A 16,324-nucleotide genomic window follows, 5' to 3' on the forward strand; every position below is an offset into this window, starting at 1 on the left:
GGCGCACCGCCAGCACATCACACGGCGCCCCGTGCAGCACGTCATTGGCAGTGGACCCCAGCAGCAATGCCAGGCCATGTCGGCCATGGCTGCCGACCACGATCAGGTCGCAATGCTGTTCCTTGGCCAGCTGGTGAATTTCCTGGCGCGGCTGGCCGTAGGTCAGGTGCGAATCGCCACGGTTGATATCGGGGTACTTGTTGAACAACCGTTCCATGCGCTCCTTGGCCTGGTCGAACTGCTGCTGTTGCAGTTGCGACAGGTCCATCGGCACGTCGCCGCCAAAGGCCATGGCCATCGGTTCGACGATATGCACCAGCGAGACCTTGGCATTCGACGGTGCCGCCAGCGCCATGGCACGCTTGATCACCGGGTCGCATTCTTCGGTTAGGTCGACGGCGACCAGAAGATGTTCGTAGGACATGAGCTGTACTCCTGACAATCGCGATAGTAGAAGTATGGTCGCTTTCCGGCAGGTCATCCGTGAATACTGAGTAACCCGCTCATTTGCAACGCTTTATGGAATCTACAGATATGACGGTATGGCTCGTGGTGTCAATCCTTGCGCTGATTCTCAGCCCGCTTTCCTGGCTGCGCCTGTCGCGCAAGCAGGGGCAGCAGATGAGCCTGCGCCTGGAGGCGCGACGTATGGGCCTGGCCATGCAGCTGGCGCCGCAGCAGTGGCCGCACTGGTTCGAGCAGCCGCCGCCGAGCCCGTGCCCGCAGTACCACCGCGGGCGCCGCCGCGGGCATGAAGACAGCTGGTGCTACTGGCAGGTCAGCCCTGGCGTCTGGTGGAACAAGTGGAAGGAAGTGTGCGAGGAGCCGCGCCTGAACGAGGTGTTCGCGCGCCTGCCGGAGACGGTCTACAAGGTCGAGGCCGACACGCGCATGATCGCCCTGTACTGGAGCGAGCGCGGTGATGAATCTGTATTGCAGGATATTGCCCACGCCTTCGACACCCTCGCTTGATGCCCTGCAACGACAAAGCGGCAACCCGGTAGCTACCAGGTTGCCGCTTTGTCGTTTCTGCAGTGCAGAAAAGGCCAGGCAGGCCGGGAAATTCTTCAATCCAGTCGCAGTGTAGCCATTCCCTGGCCGGTTGCATGAAAAAATGCAGCACCCGGCCGTTCTCTTGTGGTCAATCGCTGACATGAATGATCGCTAATCACTGTCATCATGTTTTGCACTCTGGCGATACAAAATGACCGCAAAGTCGCGTTTTCACCCCGTTCGGGAGCATTTGACAACGCCGATCTTTTCGGAGAATGTGTGCATACCCAAATCAAACGGGCGTATGAATTGAGCGTTTGTATGTCATACCGCTCATACAGAATCCCGACTAGCGCGCTGACGGGTGTGCCTGGGGCAAGGGCGGCAAGGCCTACTCTTCCACCAGCGATCGGCGTGTACAGTTCAGCTTCCATATCGTGGAGATCAGTTGATGATTTACGAAGGTAAAGCCATCACGGTTAAGGCTCTTGAAAGCGGCATCGTCGAACTGAAGTTCGACCTCAAGGGTGAGTCCGTCAACAAGTTCAATCGCCTGACCCTGGACGAGCTGCGCCAGGCCGTCGACGCCATCAAGGCCGACGCCTCGGTGAAAGGCGTGATCGTCAGCAGTGGCAAGGACGTGTTCATCGTCGGCGCCGACATCACCGAGTTCGTCGACAACTTCAAGCTGCCCGAGGCCGAACTGGTTGCCGGCAACCTGGAAGCCAACCGCATCTTCAACGCCTTCGAAGACCTCGAAGTACCGACCGTGGCGGCCATCAATGGCATCGCCCTGGGCGGCGGCCTGGAAATGTGCCTGGCAGCCGACTACCGGGTCATGTCCACCAACGCCAAGATCGGCCTGCCGGAAGTCAAGCTGGGCATCTACCCAGGCTTCGGCGGCACCGTGCGCCTGCCGCGCCTGATCGGCTCGGACAACGCCATCGAGTGGATCGCCGCCGGCAAGGAAAACCGTGCCGAAGACGCCTTGAAAGTCGGTGCCGTCGATGCCGTGGTCGCCCCTGAGCTGCTGCTGGCCGGCGCGCTGGACCTGATCAAGCGCGCCATCAGCGGCGAGCTGGACTACAAGGCCAAGCGCCAGCCCAAGCTGGAAAAGCTCAAGCTCAACGCCATCGAGCAGATGATGGCCTTCGAGACCGCCAAGGGCTTCGTCGCAGGCCAGGCCGGCCCGAACTACCCGGCGCCGGTCGAAGCCATCAAGACCATCCAGAAGGCCGCCAACTTCGGCCGCGACAAGGCCCTGGAAGTCGAGGCTGCCGGCTTCGCCAAGCTGGCCAAGACCTCGGTTGCCGAAAGCCTGATCGGCCTGTTCCTGAATGACCAGGAGCTCAAGCGCAAGGCCAAGGCGCATGACGAAATCGCCCACGACGTGAAGCAGGCCGCCGTACTCGGCGCTGGCATCATGGGTGGCGGTATCGCCTACCAGTCGGCGGTCAAAGGCACCCCGATCCTGATGAAGGACATCCGCGAGGAAGCCATCCAGCTGGGCCTGAACGAGGCCTCCAAGCTGCTCGGCAACCGCGTCGAGAAAGGTCGCCTGACTCCGGCGAAAATGGCCGAGGCGCTCAACGCCATTCGCCCGACCCTGTCGTACGGCGACTTCGCCAACGTCGACATCGTCGTCGAAGCCGTGGTCGAGAACCCGAAGGTCAAGCAGGCCGTGCTGGCCGAAGTGGAAGGCCAGGTCAAAACGGATGCGATCCTCGCCTCCAACACCTCGACCATTTCCATCAACCTGCTGGCCAAGGCGCTCAAGCGCCCGGAAAACTTCGTTGGCATGCACTTCTTCAACCCGGTGCACATGATGCCGCTGGTGGAAGTGATCCGTGGCGAGAAGTCCAGTGAGGTAGCCGTCGCTACCACCGTGGCCTACGCCAAGAAGATGGGCAAGAACCCGATCGTGGTCAACGACTGCCCGGGCTTCCTGGTCAACCGTGTGCTGTTCCCGTACTTCGGTGGTTTCGCCAAGCTGGTCAGCGCTGGCGTCGATTTCGTGCGCATCGACAAGGTCATGGAAAAGTTCGGCTGGCCGATGGGCCCGGCCTACCTGATGGACGTGGTCGGCATCGACACCGGCCACCATGGTCGTGACGTGATGGCCGAAGGCTTCCCGGACCGCATGAAGGACGAGCGCCGCTCGGCCGTCGACGCCCTGTACGAGGCCAACCGCCTGGGCCAGAAGAACGGCAAGGGCTTCTATGCCTACGAGACCGACAAGCGCGGCAAGCCGAAGAAAGTTTTCGATGCCACCGTGCTGGATGTGCTCAAGCCGATCGTCTTCGAACAGCGTGAAGTGACCGACGAAGACATCATCAACTGGATGATGGTGCCGCTGTGCCTGGAGACCGTGCGTTGCCTGGAAGACGGCATCGTCGAAACCGCCGCCGAAGCCGACATGGGCCTGGTCTACGGCATTGGTTTCCCTCCATTCCGGGGTGGTGCGTTGCGCTACATCGACTCGATCGGTGTGGCCGAATTCGTTGCCCTGGCCGACCAGTACGCCGACCTTGGGCCGCTGTACCACCCGACCGCGAAGCTGCGTGAAATGGCCAAGAACGGCCAGCGCTTCTTCAACTGAGTGGTCAACGAGCTAGAGCGAGAGATTTGATATGAGCCTGAATCCAAGAGACGTGGTGATTGTCGACTTCGGTCGCACCCCCATGGGCCGCTCCAAGGGTGGCATGCACCGCAACACCCGCGCCGAAGACATGTCCGCGCACCTGATCAGCAAGCTGCTGGAACGCAACGGCAAGGTCGACCCGAAAGAAGTCGAAGACGTGATCTGGGGCTGCGTCAACCAGACCCTGGAGCAGGGCTGGAACATTGCCCGCATGGCGTCGCTGATGACCCAGATCCCGCACACCTCGGCCGCCCAGACCGTCAGCCGCCTGTGCGGCTCGTCGATGAGCGCGCTGCACACCGCTGCCCAGGCGATCATGACCGGCAACGGCGATGTGTTCGTGGTCGGCGGCGTCGAGCACATGGGCCACGTCAGCATGATGCATGGCGTCGACCCTAACCCGCACCTGTCGCTGCACGCAGCCAAGGCGTCCGGGATGATGGGCCTGACCGCCGAGATGCTGGGCAAGATGCATGGCATCAGCCGTGAGCAGCAGGACCTGTTCGGCCTGCGCTCGCACCAGCTCGCCCACAAGGCGACGGTCGAAGGCAAGTTCAAGGATGAAATCATCCCGATGCAGGGTTATGACGAGAACGGTTTCCTGAAGGTCTTCGACTTCGACGAGACCATTCGCCCGGAAACCACCCTCGAGGGCCTGGCGTCGCTGAAACCGGCGTTCAACCCGAAAGGCGGCACCGTGACTGCAGGTACTTCGTCGCAGATCACCGACGGTGCTTCGTGCATGATCGTCATGTCTGGCCAGCGTGCCATGGACCTGGGTATCCAGCCGCTGGCGGTCATCCGCTCGATGGCGGTGGCCGGCGTCGACCCGGCAATCATGGGCTACGGCCCGGTGCCATCGACCCAGAAAGCCCTCAAGCGCGCCGGCCTGACCATGGCCGATATCGACTTCATCGAGCTCAACGAAGCCTTCGCCGCACAGGCCCTGCCAGTGCTCAAAGACTTGAAAGTGCTCGACAAGATGGATGAGAAGGTTAACCTGCACGGCGGCGCCATCGCTTTGGGCCACCCGTTCGGTTGCTCCGGTGCACGGATTTCCGGCACCCTGCTCAACGTCATGAAGCAGAACGGCGGTACCCTGGGGGTGGCGACCATGTGCGTCGGCCTCGGTCAAGGTATCACCACTGTCTTCGAACGCGTCTGATCGCGTAGCGGGACAGCAGCCGGGGCCTTGTGCCCCGGTTTTTGTTTTTTACAGAATTTGTTTCAAGAGGAACGGCGACATGCAGATACAACCAGGCGTATACCGGCATTACAAAGGGCCTGAGTACCGTGTCTTCAGTGTTGCACGGCACTCCGAGAACGAAGAGTGGATGGTCTTCTACCAATGCCTGTATGGTGATTACAGTTTTTGGGTGAGGCCCCTTGCGATGTTCCAGGAGTCCGTCGAGGTTGACGGCGAGCAGGTGCCGCGCTTTGCTTTGGTCAAGGCCGAAGAAGGGCTGCCCGAGCTGTCTGGCAAGTCGCAAGCGTGATCGACCGCGCTTGACCTCACTCTTTTGCCACTATATATAGCGGTGCCGCGTCCGGCACCTGACGCGTTTTTCATCTTCAGATTCAGGAATACTCCGATCCATGGGCAAATCGCTGGTCATTGTGGAATCCCCGGCCAAGGCCAAGACCATCAACAAGTACCTGGGCAACCAGTACGTGGTGAAGTCGAGTATCGGCCATATCCGAGACCTCCCCACCAGCGGTTCGGCCAGCGCAAGCAAAGAGCCGGCCGCCAAGCGTGGCAAGGCTGCTGCGGGTGAGGCTCCGGCGCTGTCGCCGAAAGAGAAGGCCCGTCGCCAGCTGGTGGCGCGCATGGGGGTCGACCCCGAGCACGGCTGGAAAGCCAAGTACGAGATCCTTCCCGGCAAGGAGAAGGTGATCGAAGAGCTGCGCCGCCTGGCCAAGGATGCCGACACCATCTATCTCGCAACCGACTTGGACCGCGAAGGGGAAGCCATTGCCTGGCACCTGCGCGAAGCCATCGGTGGTGATGACACCCGCTACAAGCGCGTGGTGTTCAACGAAATTACCAAGAAGGCGATCCAGGAAGCGTTCTCGCAGCCTGGCGAGCTGGACATCGACCGGGTCAACGCCCAGCAGGCGCGGCGCTTCCTCGACCGCGTGGTGGGCTACATGGTCTCGCCGCTGTTGTGGGCCAAGATCGCCCGTGGCCTGTCTGCCGGCCGTGTGCAGTCGGTGGCGGTGAAGCTGGTGGTCGAGCGTGAGCGCGAGATCCGTGCCTTCGTCCCGGAAGAATACTGGGAAGTACATGCCGACCTCGGCACCGCCAAGAACGCCAAGGTGCGCTTCGAAGTAGCGCGCGAGAAGGGCGAAGCCTTCAAGCCGCTGAACGAGGCCACGGCCATGGCTGCGCTGGAGAAGCTCAAGGCTTCCAGCTACAGCGTGATCAAGCGCGAAGACCGCCCGACCAGCAGCAAGCCGTCGGCGCCGTTCATCACCTCCACCCTGCAGCAGGCCGCGAGCAACCGCCTGGGCTTCGGGGTGAAGAAGACCATGATGATGGCCCAGCGTCTGTACGAAGCGGGTTACATCACCTACATGCGTACCGACTCGACCAACCTGTCGGCCGACGCCCTGGACATGGCGCGCAGCTACATCGAGCGCGAGTTCGGCAAGCAGTACCTGCCGGAAGCTCCGCTGGTGTATGGCAGCAAGGAAGGCGCCCAGGAGGCGCACGAGGCGATTCGCCCTTCCGACGTCAATACCCATCCGACCAAGCTCAGTGGCATGGAGCGGGACGCAGAGCGCCTGTACGAGCTGATCTGGCGCCAGTTCCTGGCCTGCCAGATGCCACCGGCGCAATACCTGTCCACCAGTGTCACCGTGGCCGCTGGCGACTTCGAGCTGCGTGCCAAGGGCCGCATCCTCAAGTTCGACGGTTACACCCGCGTGCTGCCACAGCAGAGCAAGCCGGGCGAAGACGATGTGCTGCCAGAAATGGCCCAGGGCGAAACGCTCAAGCTGATCCAGCTCGACCCGAGCCAGCATTTCACCAAGCCGCCGGCGCGCTTCACCGAAGCCAGCCTGGTCAAGGAAATGGAAAAGCGCGGTATCGGCCGCCCGTCGACCTACGCGGCGATCATTTCCACCATCCAGGACCGCGGTTACGTCACCCTGCACAACCGCCGCTTCTACTCCGAGAAGATGGGCGATATCGTCACCGAGCGCCTGTCGGAAAGCTTCTCCAACCTGATGGACTACGGCTTCACCGCCGGCATGGAAGAGAACCTCGATGACGTGGCCCAGGGCGAACGTGACTGGAAGAACGTGCTCGACGAGTTCTACGGCGACTTCAGCAAGAAATTGCTCACCGCGGAGTCAGCCGAAAGCGGCATGCGTGCCAACCAGCCGACCATGACCAACATTCCGTGCAAGGAATGTGGCCGGCCGATGATGATCCGCACCGCTTCCACGGGTGTATTCCTCGGTTGCTCGGGTTACAGCCTGCCGCCTAAAGAGCGCTGCAAGGCCACCGTGAACCTGGTGCCGGGTGACGAGATTGCCGCGGACGACGAGGGTGAGTCGGAATCGCGCGTACTGTTGGGCAAGCACCGCTGCCCGATCTGTGCCACGGCGATGGATGCCTACCTGCTGGACGAAAAGCACAAGCTGCACATCTGCGGTAACAACCCGGATTGCGCCGGCTACGAGATCGAAGAGGGCAACTACCGCATCAAGGGCTACGAAGGGCCGAGCCTGGAGTGCGACAAGTGCGGTAGCGAAATGCAGCTCAAGACGGGCCGTTTCGGCAAGTTCTTCGGTTGCACCAACCCGGCGTGCAAGAACACCCGCAAACTGCTCAAGAGCGGTGAGGCGGCGCCGCCGAAGATGGACAAGGTGGAGATGCCGGAGCTCAAGTGCGAGAAGGTCGACGACACCTACGTGTTGCGTGACGGCGCATCGGGGCTGTTCCTGGCTGCCAGCCAGTTCCCGAAAAACCGCGAGACCCGCGCACCGCTGGTGCTGGAGATCGTGCCGCACAAGCATGAGATCGATCCGAAGTATCACTTCCTGTGCGATGCGCCGCAGAAAGACCCGGAAGGGCGCCCGGCGGTGATTCGTTACAGCCGCAAGACCAAGGAGCAGTACGTGCAGTCCGAGGTCGATGGCAAGCCGACTGGCTGGAAGGCGTTCTACGACGGTGGTGCGTGGAAGGTTGAAGACAAGCGCTGATCCTTCAGTGCTGTAATTGGGGCCGCTTCGCGGCCCCAATCATTTATGATGCAGTTATTCGCCTGCAGCCTAACGGGAGGTCATTCGAAATGGCCCAGGAACTCTACACCCGCACCAACCAGAAACTGTTCTTCGCCGGCCTGGCCCTCGAATCCATGGCCAAGGCCGAACAGAGCCAGGCCATGAACGCCCAGGGCCTGGTCCAGGCCGAGCGTGAGTCGGCGCTGTTTCACCTGTACGGCGCGCTGCTGGGGCTGTGTCATGAAATCGGTGGTTTCTACCGCCTGCCCGTAGTGGCGTCGGTCGAGCAGGCGCTCGCTGACGATGCGCTGAACACCATCGCTATCCCTGAAGTGGCCGAAATGCTCGAACTGGTTCGCCAGCGCGAAACCTGGTTGGCACAACTACTCAGTGCTTATGCCGATTTGTTCCGACCACCGGTCGCGAAAAAAGCAGCAAAGACCGACGTCACCCAGCCGTTGATTCAGGCCGTCAATCTCGATGAGCCCGAGCATCCTGCGTTGTCGAGGGAAGAGCTAGAAAGTTGGCGCAACAATCTTAAAGGCTTGGTGAGACGTTTCCGCGACGCGTTGAGTGAGTGCTGATAGCCGCAACGGCTGGTACACTAACGGCCTTTCGTGGAGAACTGCCCTATATGTCTACGTCGTTTCTTGAAATTGTCGAGTTGCCTGATGGCCGTATCGAGCTGCGTCGCGCCGAGGATGAAGGCTCCCTGGTAACCTTGGATTTCTCGGAAGACGCCAAGGCGTTCCTGCAGGGCCAGCATGTCGAGGTCGCCAAGGCCATGTTGAGCGTTGGTGTGCAGATGGCAGGTCGCCTGATGGATGGTGAGCTGGAGCGCGACGAAGGGCCGCGCGTGCTGCACTAAAGCGTCCGCTTGCTCTGCTTCACAGGCAAAGCCTGAACATCAGCCGAGGCGGATGTTCAGGCTTTGTGCGTTTCCGGCACTGGCTGCGCGTAGCAGTTGTTGGCGAGCGGTAGCGTTAACGCTGCCAAGCCAGCTGACCACGGTGTGGCTACGCCCCAGGCGCAGTGCTTCGCACGCCAGTTGCAGTGCGCTCTGATTGCCGCTGGGCTGCAGCAGCAGGATCCGTTCGCGGTTGAGCCCGGCATCGCGCAGCCAGGCCTGGGTCAGGCTGGCGGGCGGGGCGATCAGCGTCAGCCAGCGCGCTTCTTCCTCTTCGCTCAGCTCACGCAATACCGGCGCCAACAGGCTCTGGCAGTGTTCGGGGGCGCCACGCAGGGACAGTTCGCTGAACAGCTCCGGATGGCTGCTCTTGCGTGCCTGCTCGCTGGCCTTCAGGCCTGGCAGTACCGGCTGGGCGAGGAACGCTTCGAACAGCGGAAGCTGGACCTGCTGATGTGCTGGGATGGACTGCTGCATGACGCCTCCTGGATCAGCGGCGAATGACGCCGACACTCAAACCCTCAATCACCAGTTCCTGTTCTTTCAGGTCGACTTCGATAGGGGCAAACTCGGGGTTTTCGGCGATCAGCCAGACCTTGCTGCCTTCGCGCTTGAAGCGCTTGACGGTCACTTCGTCGCCGATGCGGGCGACGACGATCTGGCCATTACGGGCTTCACGGCAGGTGTGCACTGCCAGCAGATCGCCGTCGAAGATGCCGACGTCCTTCATGCTCATGCCATGCACGCGCAACAAATAGTCGGCAGGGGGGTGGAAGAAGGTCGGGTTGATATTGCAGGATTGCTCGATGTGCTGCTCGGCGAGGATAGGGGCACCCGCGGCGACTCGGCCAATGATCGGCAAACCGTTTTCTTCGGCCTTGGCTTCAAAGCCCGGGATACGGATGCCTCGGGAAGCGCCCGGGGTCATTTCGATCGCGCCTTTGCGGGCGAGGGCCTTGAGGTGCTCCTCGGCGGCGTTCGGCGACTTGAAGCCCAGCTCCTGAGCGATTTCCGCACGCGTCGGTGGGAAGCCGTTGTCTTCGAGGCAGCGTTTGATGAAGGCCAGGATCTCGGCTTGGCGTGGCGTCAGTTTCAACATGGCAGGCGCTCTGTCTTTTTATACAGTGACTGGAATTATATACAGTACTGCGTGAGCTGCAAGCTTCAAGCTGCAAGAAAAAGCGGCTACTGAACTCCACTTGTGGCTTGCAGCTTGTAGCTAGCCCCTTTTAAATGGCGACCGCCCGGTCACCGAGCCTTGACATGAGCGGGCCTGAAACGTATGTTTCAAACACCTGTTTGTCTCTGTCTGGCGGAGTAGTGATGGCCCAATCTGAAACCGTTGAACGCATCCTCGATGCTGCCGAGCAGCTGTTCGCGGAACGAGGCTTCGCGGAAACCTCATTGCGGCTGATTACCAGCAAGGCCGGGGTCAACCTCGCGGCGGTCAACTACCATTTCGGCTCGAAAAAGGCTCTGATCCAGGCGGTCTTCTCGCGCTTCCTCGGGCCGTTCTGCGCCAGCCTCGAACGCGAGCTGGAGCGGCGTCAGGCCAAGCCTGAGCAGAAACCCAGCCTTGAAGAACTGCTGGAAATGCTGGTGGAACAGGCGCTGGTCGTGCAGCCGCGCAGCAACAACGACCTGTCGATCTTCATGCGCCTGCTGGGCCTGGCCTTCAGTCAGAGCCAGGGCCACCTGCGGCGCTACCTCGAGGACATGTACGGCAAGGTGTTCCGCCGCTACATGCTGCTGGTCAACGAAGCCGCACCGCGCATCCCACCCCTGGAATTGTTCTGGCGGGTGCACTTCATGCTCGGTGCTGCGGCGTTCAGCATGTCCGGGATCAAGGCGTTGCGCGCCATTGCCGAGACCGATTTCGGTATCAACACGTCGATCGAGCAGGTCATGCGCCTGATGGTGCCGTTCCTGGCCGCCGGCATGCGTGCCGACAGCGGTGTCACCGACAACGCCATGGCCAGCGCCCAGCTGCGCCCGCGCAGCAAGACCGGCAGCGCCACCGCCAAGGCCTGAAGGCTGGGCGGGGCAGGGCGCTTCGGCTAAGCTAGCGCCCATGCCTGACCTCGATTTCCTGCACATTTCCCTCGCCGACCAGCGCCTCTACGGCTTTGCCCTGGGCCAACTGCGCGTGCGCCTGGCGGTATCCACTGCGCGCAATGGTGCAGGCGAGCGCAACGGCTCGGGTTGCACGCCGCGCGGGCTGCACCAGGTGCGTGCGCGGATCGGCGCAGGCTTGCCAGTCAATGCTGTGCTGCAAGGCCGGCGCTGGACTGGCGAGGTCTGGTCGCCGGCACTGCACGCGCAGCATCCTGGGCGTGACTGGATCCTGACCCGCATCCTCTGGCTCAGCGGCTGCGAGCCGGGTATCAACCGCTTGGGTAGCGTTGACACCTTTCGCCGCTACATCTATCTGCACGGCACGCCAGACACGGAACCCTTGGGCGTGCCGCTGTCCCATGGCTGCATACGTTTGCGCAACACCGATCTGCTTGGCCTGTTCGAGCGCGTCCCGGCACATTGCCCGGTGCGCATCGACGAGGCCGCCTGCCCCCAGTGGGCTTCACTGAATCTGCAATGAAGGATTGCCTATGACCGCCAGCCTGCAAGGCTCCCTGATGGTGGATATCGCCGGTAAATGGCTGACTGCCGAAGATCGCCAGCTCCTGCGCCAGCCGGAAGTGGCCGGCCTGATCATCTTTGCCCGCAACATCGACAGCCCGCGCCAGGTGCGTGAACTGTGCGCATCGATCCGCGCCATCCGTCCCGACCTGATCCTCGCGGTCGACCAGGAAGGCGGGCGGGTCCAGCGCCTGCGCCAGGGCTTCGTGCGCCTGCCGGCGATGCGCGCCATCGCTGATAATGCCAACGCTGAGTACCTGGCCGAGCAATGCGGCTGGTTGATGGCGACCGAAGTATTGGCGGTCGGCCTGGACCTGAGCTTCGCCCCGGTACTCGACCTCGATCACCAGCGCAGCGCAGTGGTCGGCAGCCGCGCCTTCGAAGGCAACCCCGAGCGTGCCACGCAGCTGGCCGGCGCGTTCATTCGCGGCATGAATGCGGCGGGCATGGCGGCCTGCGGCAAGCACTTCCCGGGGCATGGCTGGGCCGAGGCAGATTCGCACGTGGCGATTCCTACCGACGAGCGCAGCCTTGAGCAACTGCGCCAGGCGGACCTGGTGCCGTTCTCCCGCCTCTGCGGGCAACTGGCGGCGGTGATGCCGGCGCATGTCATCTACCCGCAGGTGGACAACCAGCCAGCCGGGTTCTCGCGGCGCTGGCTGCAGGACATCCTGCGTGGTGAGCTGGGCTTCGACGGGGTGATCTTCAGTGATGACCTGTCCATGGCCGGCGCACATGTGGTGGGTGATGCGGCCAATCGCATCGAGGCGGCGTTGAGCGCCGGTTGCGACATGGGCCTGGTGTGCAACGACCGGGCGGCGGCGGAGCTGGCATTGACGGCGGCGCAGCGTTTGAAGGTCAAGCCTTCGCCACGCATTGCGCAGATGCGCGGGTGTGGGTTTGCGCGTACCGATTACCGCCAGCAGCCGCGTTGGCTGGAGGCCTTGGGGGCGTTGAAGGACGCACAGCTGGTCGATTGACCTTACTGGCCCATTCGCGGGTTTACCCGCGAAGAGGCCAGTCCTGATTAACGGCTTCGTTTGCCAGGCAAGGGCGCAAACAGCGCCTCGATCTCTTCATCGCCTAACCGCCACTGCCCAGCCTGCCCCCCATCAAGCAGGCTCGCCGCCAGCGCAGCTTTCTCCTGCTGCAGCGCCTGGATCTTCTCTTCCACCGTGCCCCGGGTTATCAGCTTGAACACGAACACCGGTTTGTCCTGGCCAATCCGGTAGGCACGGTCGGTCGCCTGGTTCTCGCTGGCCGGGTTCCACCACGGGTCGAAGTGGATCACGGTGTCCGCAGCGGTGAGGTTCAGCCCCACGCCACCGGCCTTGAGGCTGATCAGAAACACCTCGCTGTCACCCTGCTGGAACTGCTGCACCGGCGTGCGCCGGTCGCGGGTATCGCCGGTGAGCAGGCTGTAGCGGATCTTGCGCTTTTCCAGCTCCTGCTCGATCAGCGCCAGCATCGAGGTAAATTGCGAGAACAGCAGCACCCGGCGCCCCTCGCTGAGCAGCTCTTCGAGCATCTCCAGCAGCGCGCCGAGCTTGCCCTTGTCGGCCTGGTTGCCTTTGGTCTCGACCCCTTTGACCAGGCGCAGGTCGCAGCACACCTGGCGCAGCTTGAGCAAGGCGTCGAGGATCACGATCTGGCTGCGTGCCGCGCCATTGCGGGCGATTTCATCGCGGACCTTCTTGTCCATGGCCACCCGCACCGCTTCATAGGTGTCACGCTGGGCGTCGCTGAGTTCGACCCAGTGCACCATCTCAGTCTTCGCCGGCAGCTCGGTGGCAACCTGTTCCTTGGTGCGGCGCAGCAGGAAAGGGCGTACCCGGCTGGCCAGGTGGGCCAGGCGCTCGGCGTCGCCGTGGCGCTCGATCGGGGTGCGGTAATCCTGGTTGAAGCGTTTCACGTCACCCAGCCAGCCAGGCATGAGGAAGTGGAAGATCGACCACAGCTCGCCCAGGTTGTTTTCCATTGGCGTGCCGGTCAGGCACAGGCGCTGGTTGGCCTGCAGCTCGCAGACGGCGAGGGCGGCCTTGCTGGTGCTGCTCTTGATGTTCTGCGCCTCGTCCAGCACCAGCACATGCCAGGCTTGCGCGCGCAGGTGTTCCAGGTCGCGTGGCACCAGGGCATAGGTGCTGAGCACCAGGTCGTATTCGTGCAGCTTGGCGAAGTGCTTGCTGCGGCCTGGGCCGTGCAGGGCCAGCACGCGCAGGTCGGGGGCAAAACGTTGGGCTTCGTCGAGCCAGTTGGGCACCAGGCTGGTGGGCATCACCGCCAGCGCCGGGGCGGTCAGGCGACCGGACTGTTTTTCCAGCAGCAGGTGGGCCAGGGCCTGCAGGGTCTTGCCCAGGCCCATGTCATCGCCAAGGATGCCGCCGGTGCCCATTTCGCGCAGCGCCTGCAGCCAGTTCAGGCCTTGCTGCTGGTAAGGGCGCAGGGTGGCGTTGAGCGCGCTCGGCACTTCGACCTGCAGGTCGCGGGCATCGCGCAGGCGCCGGCCGAGGTCGCGCACATGGGCACCGCCTTCCCAGTGCAGCGGCAGGTGTTCAATGTCGTTCAGGCGCGCAGCGTCGGCGCGGTCCATGCGCAGGGTCGGGCCGACCGCGTCCTCGTGCAGGTACAGCTCGCCGAGGGTGCCCATCACTGCCTTGATGCGGCCGTAGGGCAGGGCGACGCGCAGCGCCGGGCTGTCCAGGCGGCCGCGATTGAGGTCGATCAACAGGTGCTCGTCGTCGCTGCGTCGCGCCAGCTCGCTGGGGCGCAACAGTTCGGGGTTGCTGCGCAGCAGTTGCAGCACGATCGGCAGCAGACTATGGCGCTGGCCCTCGACCACGATGCCCAACTCCAGGTCGAACCATTCATGCCCAGGCGCTTCGTCGATGCTGGCGTACCAGTCGTCCACGTCCTGCAGGTTGAAGGCGAAGTCGCGGTGGATGTCGATGTCCCAGCCGGCCTCGCGCAAACGTGGCAAGCCGTCACGGGCAAAGCGCAGCCAGGCCTCGTCGTCGGGCAACTGGAGCATCTCGCCCGCGCTGTCGGGCAGGGCCTTGCTCTGCCGGGTGGCGGGCTTGAAACCGAAGTCACGCAGCACCTTGCGCAGTGCCTGCTCGGCCTGGGGTTGGCGGCGGATGCGCTGGCTGGTGGCGTCGACCAGGCGGGCCAGCGGCTTGTCGTCGTTGCCGCTGGCGCGCAGGCCATCGTAGTCGAACGCCAGCGCGGCACGGTGCTGCATCTGCCGTTGCATGCGCCCGGTCTTGGGCATGTAGGCGCTGAACTCGAGGCTGCCGAGGGTCAGGTGCGGCTTGGGCTGCAGGTCGTCGATGAGTTGTTCGTCCAGCGTTGTCGGCGTAGGGAGTTGGTGGTTCAAGGCGTTGAGCTTGTGGCTGAGAGGCACGACGAGGTGTTCCGGGACATCAGGAGCGATGGTCAGTTGCAGGGCAGTGTGTGGATCGAGGCTGTGCTCGATCTTGCCTACTTCACTGCCCGAAAGATCGAAATAGTAAAGTGGCATTAGCGCAATCACGCAGTTCAGCGGTGTTTCGCCGTGATACCAGATGCCGCGATAGTGACCGTTATCCAGTCGCACCCAGCGGAACTCGGCCGCAAGCGCGGGGCCCTCGCGCAGCAGCGGCTTGTTCTCGTCACAGAGCATGCGCCCGGTGTCCAGCGCGCGCTGGAACAGTTCACCGCCTTCGCGGCCTTTGAGCTGGTAGCCGCGGTCCTGGCTAAAGGTCTGATTCAGTGCCGAAAGCAGGCGCAGGATGCGCAGGTCTTCTTCCTTGACGAAGCGCGGGGGTTCGTAGAGGAATTCGTACAGTGACTGCACGCGGCTGAAGCGCAGGCCCTGCTCTTCGCGCATGCCTTTGCGTACCCGCAGCGCGCAGCCGGGCTCTTCAGTCAACCTGAGCTGGTAGCAAACCATGCGCCCGCGTTTGTCTTCTGCTTCGGCGGATTGCGGGGTGGGTTGCTCAAGGCCTTTGAGCCAGCGCTGCAGGTTGGCCGGCAGTGCGTCGCCAGCATTTTTCGCCGCTGCCTGTGGTTCGCTCAAGACGAACAAGGCGGCGGCGCAATGCTTGCAGTTCTGACCCACCGGGCAGCTGCACTGACCGCGTACGTGGCAGCGGCCAGCCAGGGCGGTGAGGGTGATCTTCTGCCGATAGGGGCTGCCCTCGCTGCCACGGCAGGTGGCTTCGATGAGCGGGCCGCTGCAGTGTACGATCTCTACCCGGTTTTCCCGGGCGTAACGCTCGCCGCGCTGCAGGACCGGTTCGGTGAACGACTGGGTCCAGTTCGGGTACTCGCGCAGCAGCTGGAGAGCGTCACGGCTCATTGCATCACTGCTCCATCATCTCCGGGTCCATCACTGGCATCTTCGGCGTGCCCGGTGGCGTGACCTTCAGCAGCAGGGCCAGGTGGCCGCCATCGAGGAAGGTCAGCTGGCCGCCTTTCATGTTGCTGTTGCTCTGCTTGAACTGCTCGCTTTGCAGCACGTTACCGTTGCTGTCGAGCTGGTTGACCCAGAAGTTGGCTTCTACGCCGATGAAGCGGCCAGCGGTGATGCCCAGGTTGCCCTCGATGGGGAAGTGGCCGAACTGCTCGGTACCGGCGCCCAGGGCGATGCGGCTGGTGTCGCTGCTGACTGGCTGTTGCCAGGCCTTGTGCAGCAGCACGGTGTAGTCGGCGGTGGCCTGCAGCCGGGTGGCTTCGTCCTGCAGCGCCAGCGGGCGTTCGGCGCCTTTGTCCAGGCGCGGGGCGCCCGCGCTCCAGTCTTCCGGGGCGAACGGGCTGGTGAAGGCGGGCACGCTGTTCTGCCGCACCAGAATCATTTCCACCTCATACATCCCTTCGGCAAAGGCGGCTGGCGCGAACAGCGCGAGCAGCAGGGTCAGGCAACGGATGGCACGCATGGA

General features: G+C 62.9%; 15 protein-coding genes. 10 read left to right on the forward strand and 5 right to left on the reverse strand.

The features are described from left to right. Window positions 1–424, reverse strand: a 424-nt coding sequence (locus tag F6X59_RS11645) for a universal stress protein (RefSeq protein ID WP_152956374.1), incomplete at its 3' end; no start/stop codon positions are given. Window positions 425–534: 110 nt separating this feature from the next. Here F6X59_RS11645 and F6X59_RS11650 point away from each other — a divergent pair. The 7 genes from F6X59_RS11650 (at window position 535) to F6X59_RS11680 (ending at window position 8,732) form a co-directional block, all read left to right on the forward strand. Further along, window positions 535–972 (forward strand): hypothetical protein, encoded by a 438-nt coding sequence (locus F6X59_RS11650; protein WP_152956375.1) that lies wholly within the window; start codon window positions 535–537, stop codon window positions 970–972. A gap of 472 nt (window positions 973–1,444) precedes the next feature. Further along, window positions 1,445–3,592, forward strand: coding sequence for a fatty acid oxidation complex subunit alpha FadB (fadB, locus tag F6X59_RS11655; protein ID WP_152956376.1), 2,148 nt, complete (start codon window positions 1,445–1,447; stop codon window positions 3,590–3,592). Between the two features lie 31 nt (window positions 3,593–3,623). Next, the gene (gene fadA / locus F6X59_RS11660; RefSeq protein WP_054883485.1) at window positions 3,624–4,799 is read left to right on the forward strand and encodes an acetyl-CoA C-acyltransferase FadA; all 1,176 of its coding nucleotides are present in this window, start codon (window positions 3,624–3,626) and stop codon (window positions 4,797–4,799) included. Between the two features lie 79 nt (window positions 4,800–4,878). Then, window positions 4,879–5,130, forward strand: coding sequence for a DUF1653 domain-containing protein (locus tag F6X59_RS11665; protein WP_079227151.1), 252 nt, complete (start codon window positions 4,879–4,881; stop codon window positions 5,128–5,130). Window positions 5,131–5,230: 100 nt separating this feature from the next. Further along, window positions 5,231–7,843 carry a type I DNA topoisomerase gene (gene topA / locus F6X59_RS11670; protein ID WP_152956377.1) on the forward strand — a complete coding sequence of 871 codons (2,613 nt, stop codon included), beginning with the start codon at window positions 5,231–5,233 and terminating at the stop codon, window positions 7,841–7,843. An 89-nt stretch (window positions 7,844–7,932) separates the two neighbouring features. Next, window positions 7,933–8,448 carry a DUF6586 family protein gene (locus F6X59_RS11675; RefSeq protein ID WP_152956378.1) on the forward strand — a complete coding sequence of 172 codons (516 nt, stop codon included), beginning with the start codon at window positions 7,933–7,935 and terminating at the stop codon, window positions 8,446–8,448. Between the two features lie 50 nt (window positions 8,449–8,498). Further along, window positions 8,499–8,732, forward strand: coding sequence for a hypothetical protein (locus F6X59_RS11680; protein ID WP_004376430.1), 234 nt, complete (start codon window positions 8,499–8,501; stop codon window positions 8,730–8,732). Window positions 8,733–8,771: 39 nt separating this feature from the next. Here F6X59_RS11680 and sulA read toward each other — a convergent pair whose 3' ends face one another. Beyond that, window positions 8,772–9,248 carry an SOS-induced cell division inhibitor SulA gene (sulA, locus tag F6X59_RS11685; RefSeq protein ID WP_152956379.1) on the reverse strand — a complete coding sequence of 159 codons (477 nt, stop codon included), beginning with the start codon at window positions 9,246–9,248 and terminating at the stop codon, window positions 8,772–8,774. Between the two features lie 13 nt (window positions 9,249–9,261). Beyond that, entirely contained in the window at window positions 9,262–9,870 is a 609-nt protein-coding gene (lexA, locus tag F6X59_RS11690) for a transcriptional repressor LexA (RefSeq protein ID WP_103449820.1), read from the reverse strand. Between the two features lie 224 nt (window positions 9,871–10,094). Between lexA and F6X59_RS11695 the strand changes: the two genes are divergently transcribed. From F6X59_RS11695 to nagZ, 3 genes are read left to right on the forward strand one after another with little or no spacing between them, the layout of a single operon-like run. Next, on the forward strand, window positions 10,095–10,802 hold the full coding sequence (locus tag F6X59_RS11695; RefSeq protein ID WP_152956380.1) for a TetR/AcrR family transcriptional regulator: 708 nt from the start codon (window positions 10,095–10,097) through the stop codon (window positions 10,800–10,802). A 40-nt stretch (window positions 10,803–10,842) separates the two neighbouring features. Beyond that, on the forward strand, window positions 10,843–11,367 hold the full coding sequence (locus F6X59_RS11700; protein WP_152956381.1) for a L,D-transpeptidase: 525 nt from the start codon (window positions 10,843–10,845) through the stop codon (window positions 11,365–11,367). Between the two features lie 22 nt (window positions 11,368–11,389). After that, on the forward strand, window positions 11,390–12,388 hold the full coding sequence (gene nagZ / locus F6X59_RS11705; protein ID WP_178120074.1) for a beta-N-acetylhexosaminidase: 999 nt from the start codon (window positions 11,390–11,392) through the stop codon (window positions 12,386–12,388). Between the two features lie 47 nt (window positions 12,389–12,435). Here nagZ and F6X59_RS11710 read toward each other — a convergent pair whose 3' ends face one another. Continuing rightward, entirely contained in the window at window positions 12,436–15,744 is a 3,309-nt protein-coding gene (locus F6X59_RS11710; protein ID WP_152956383.1) for a DEAD/DEAH box helicase, read from the reverse strand. 4 nt (window positions 15,745–15,748) lie between these two features. After that, window positions 15,749–16,321, reverse strand: a complete 573-nt coding sequence (locus F6X59_RS11715; RefSeq protein WP_152956384.1) for a CsiV family protein — start codon at window positions 16,319–16,321, stop codon at window positions 15,749–15,751. Window positions 16,322–16,324: the final 3 nt, after the last annotated feature.

The sequence above is a fragment of the Pseudomonas sp. MN1F genome (assembly GCF_009391885.1).
Lineage (GTDB): Bacteria > Pseudomonadota > Gammaproteobacteria > Pseudomonadales > Pseudomonadaceae > Aquipseudomonas.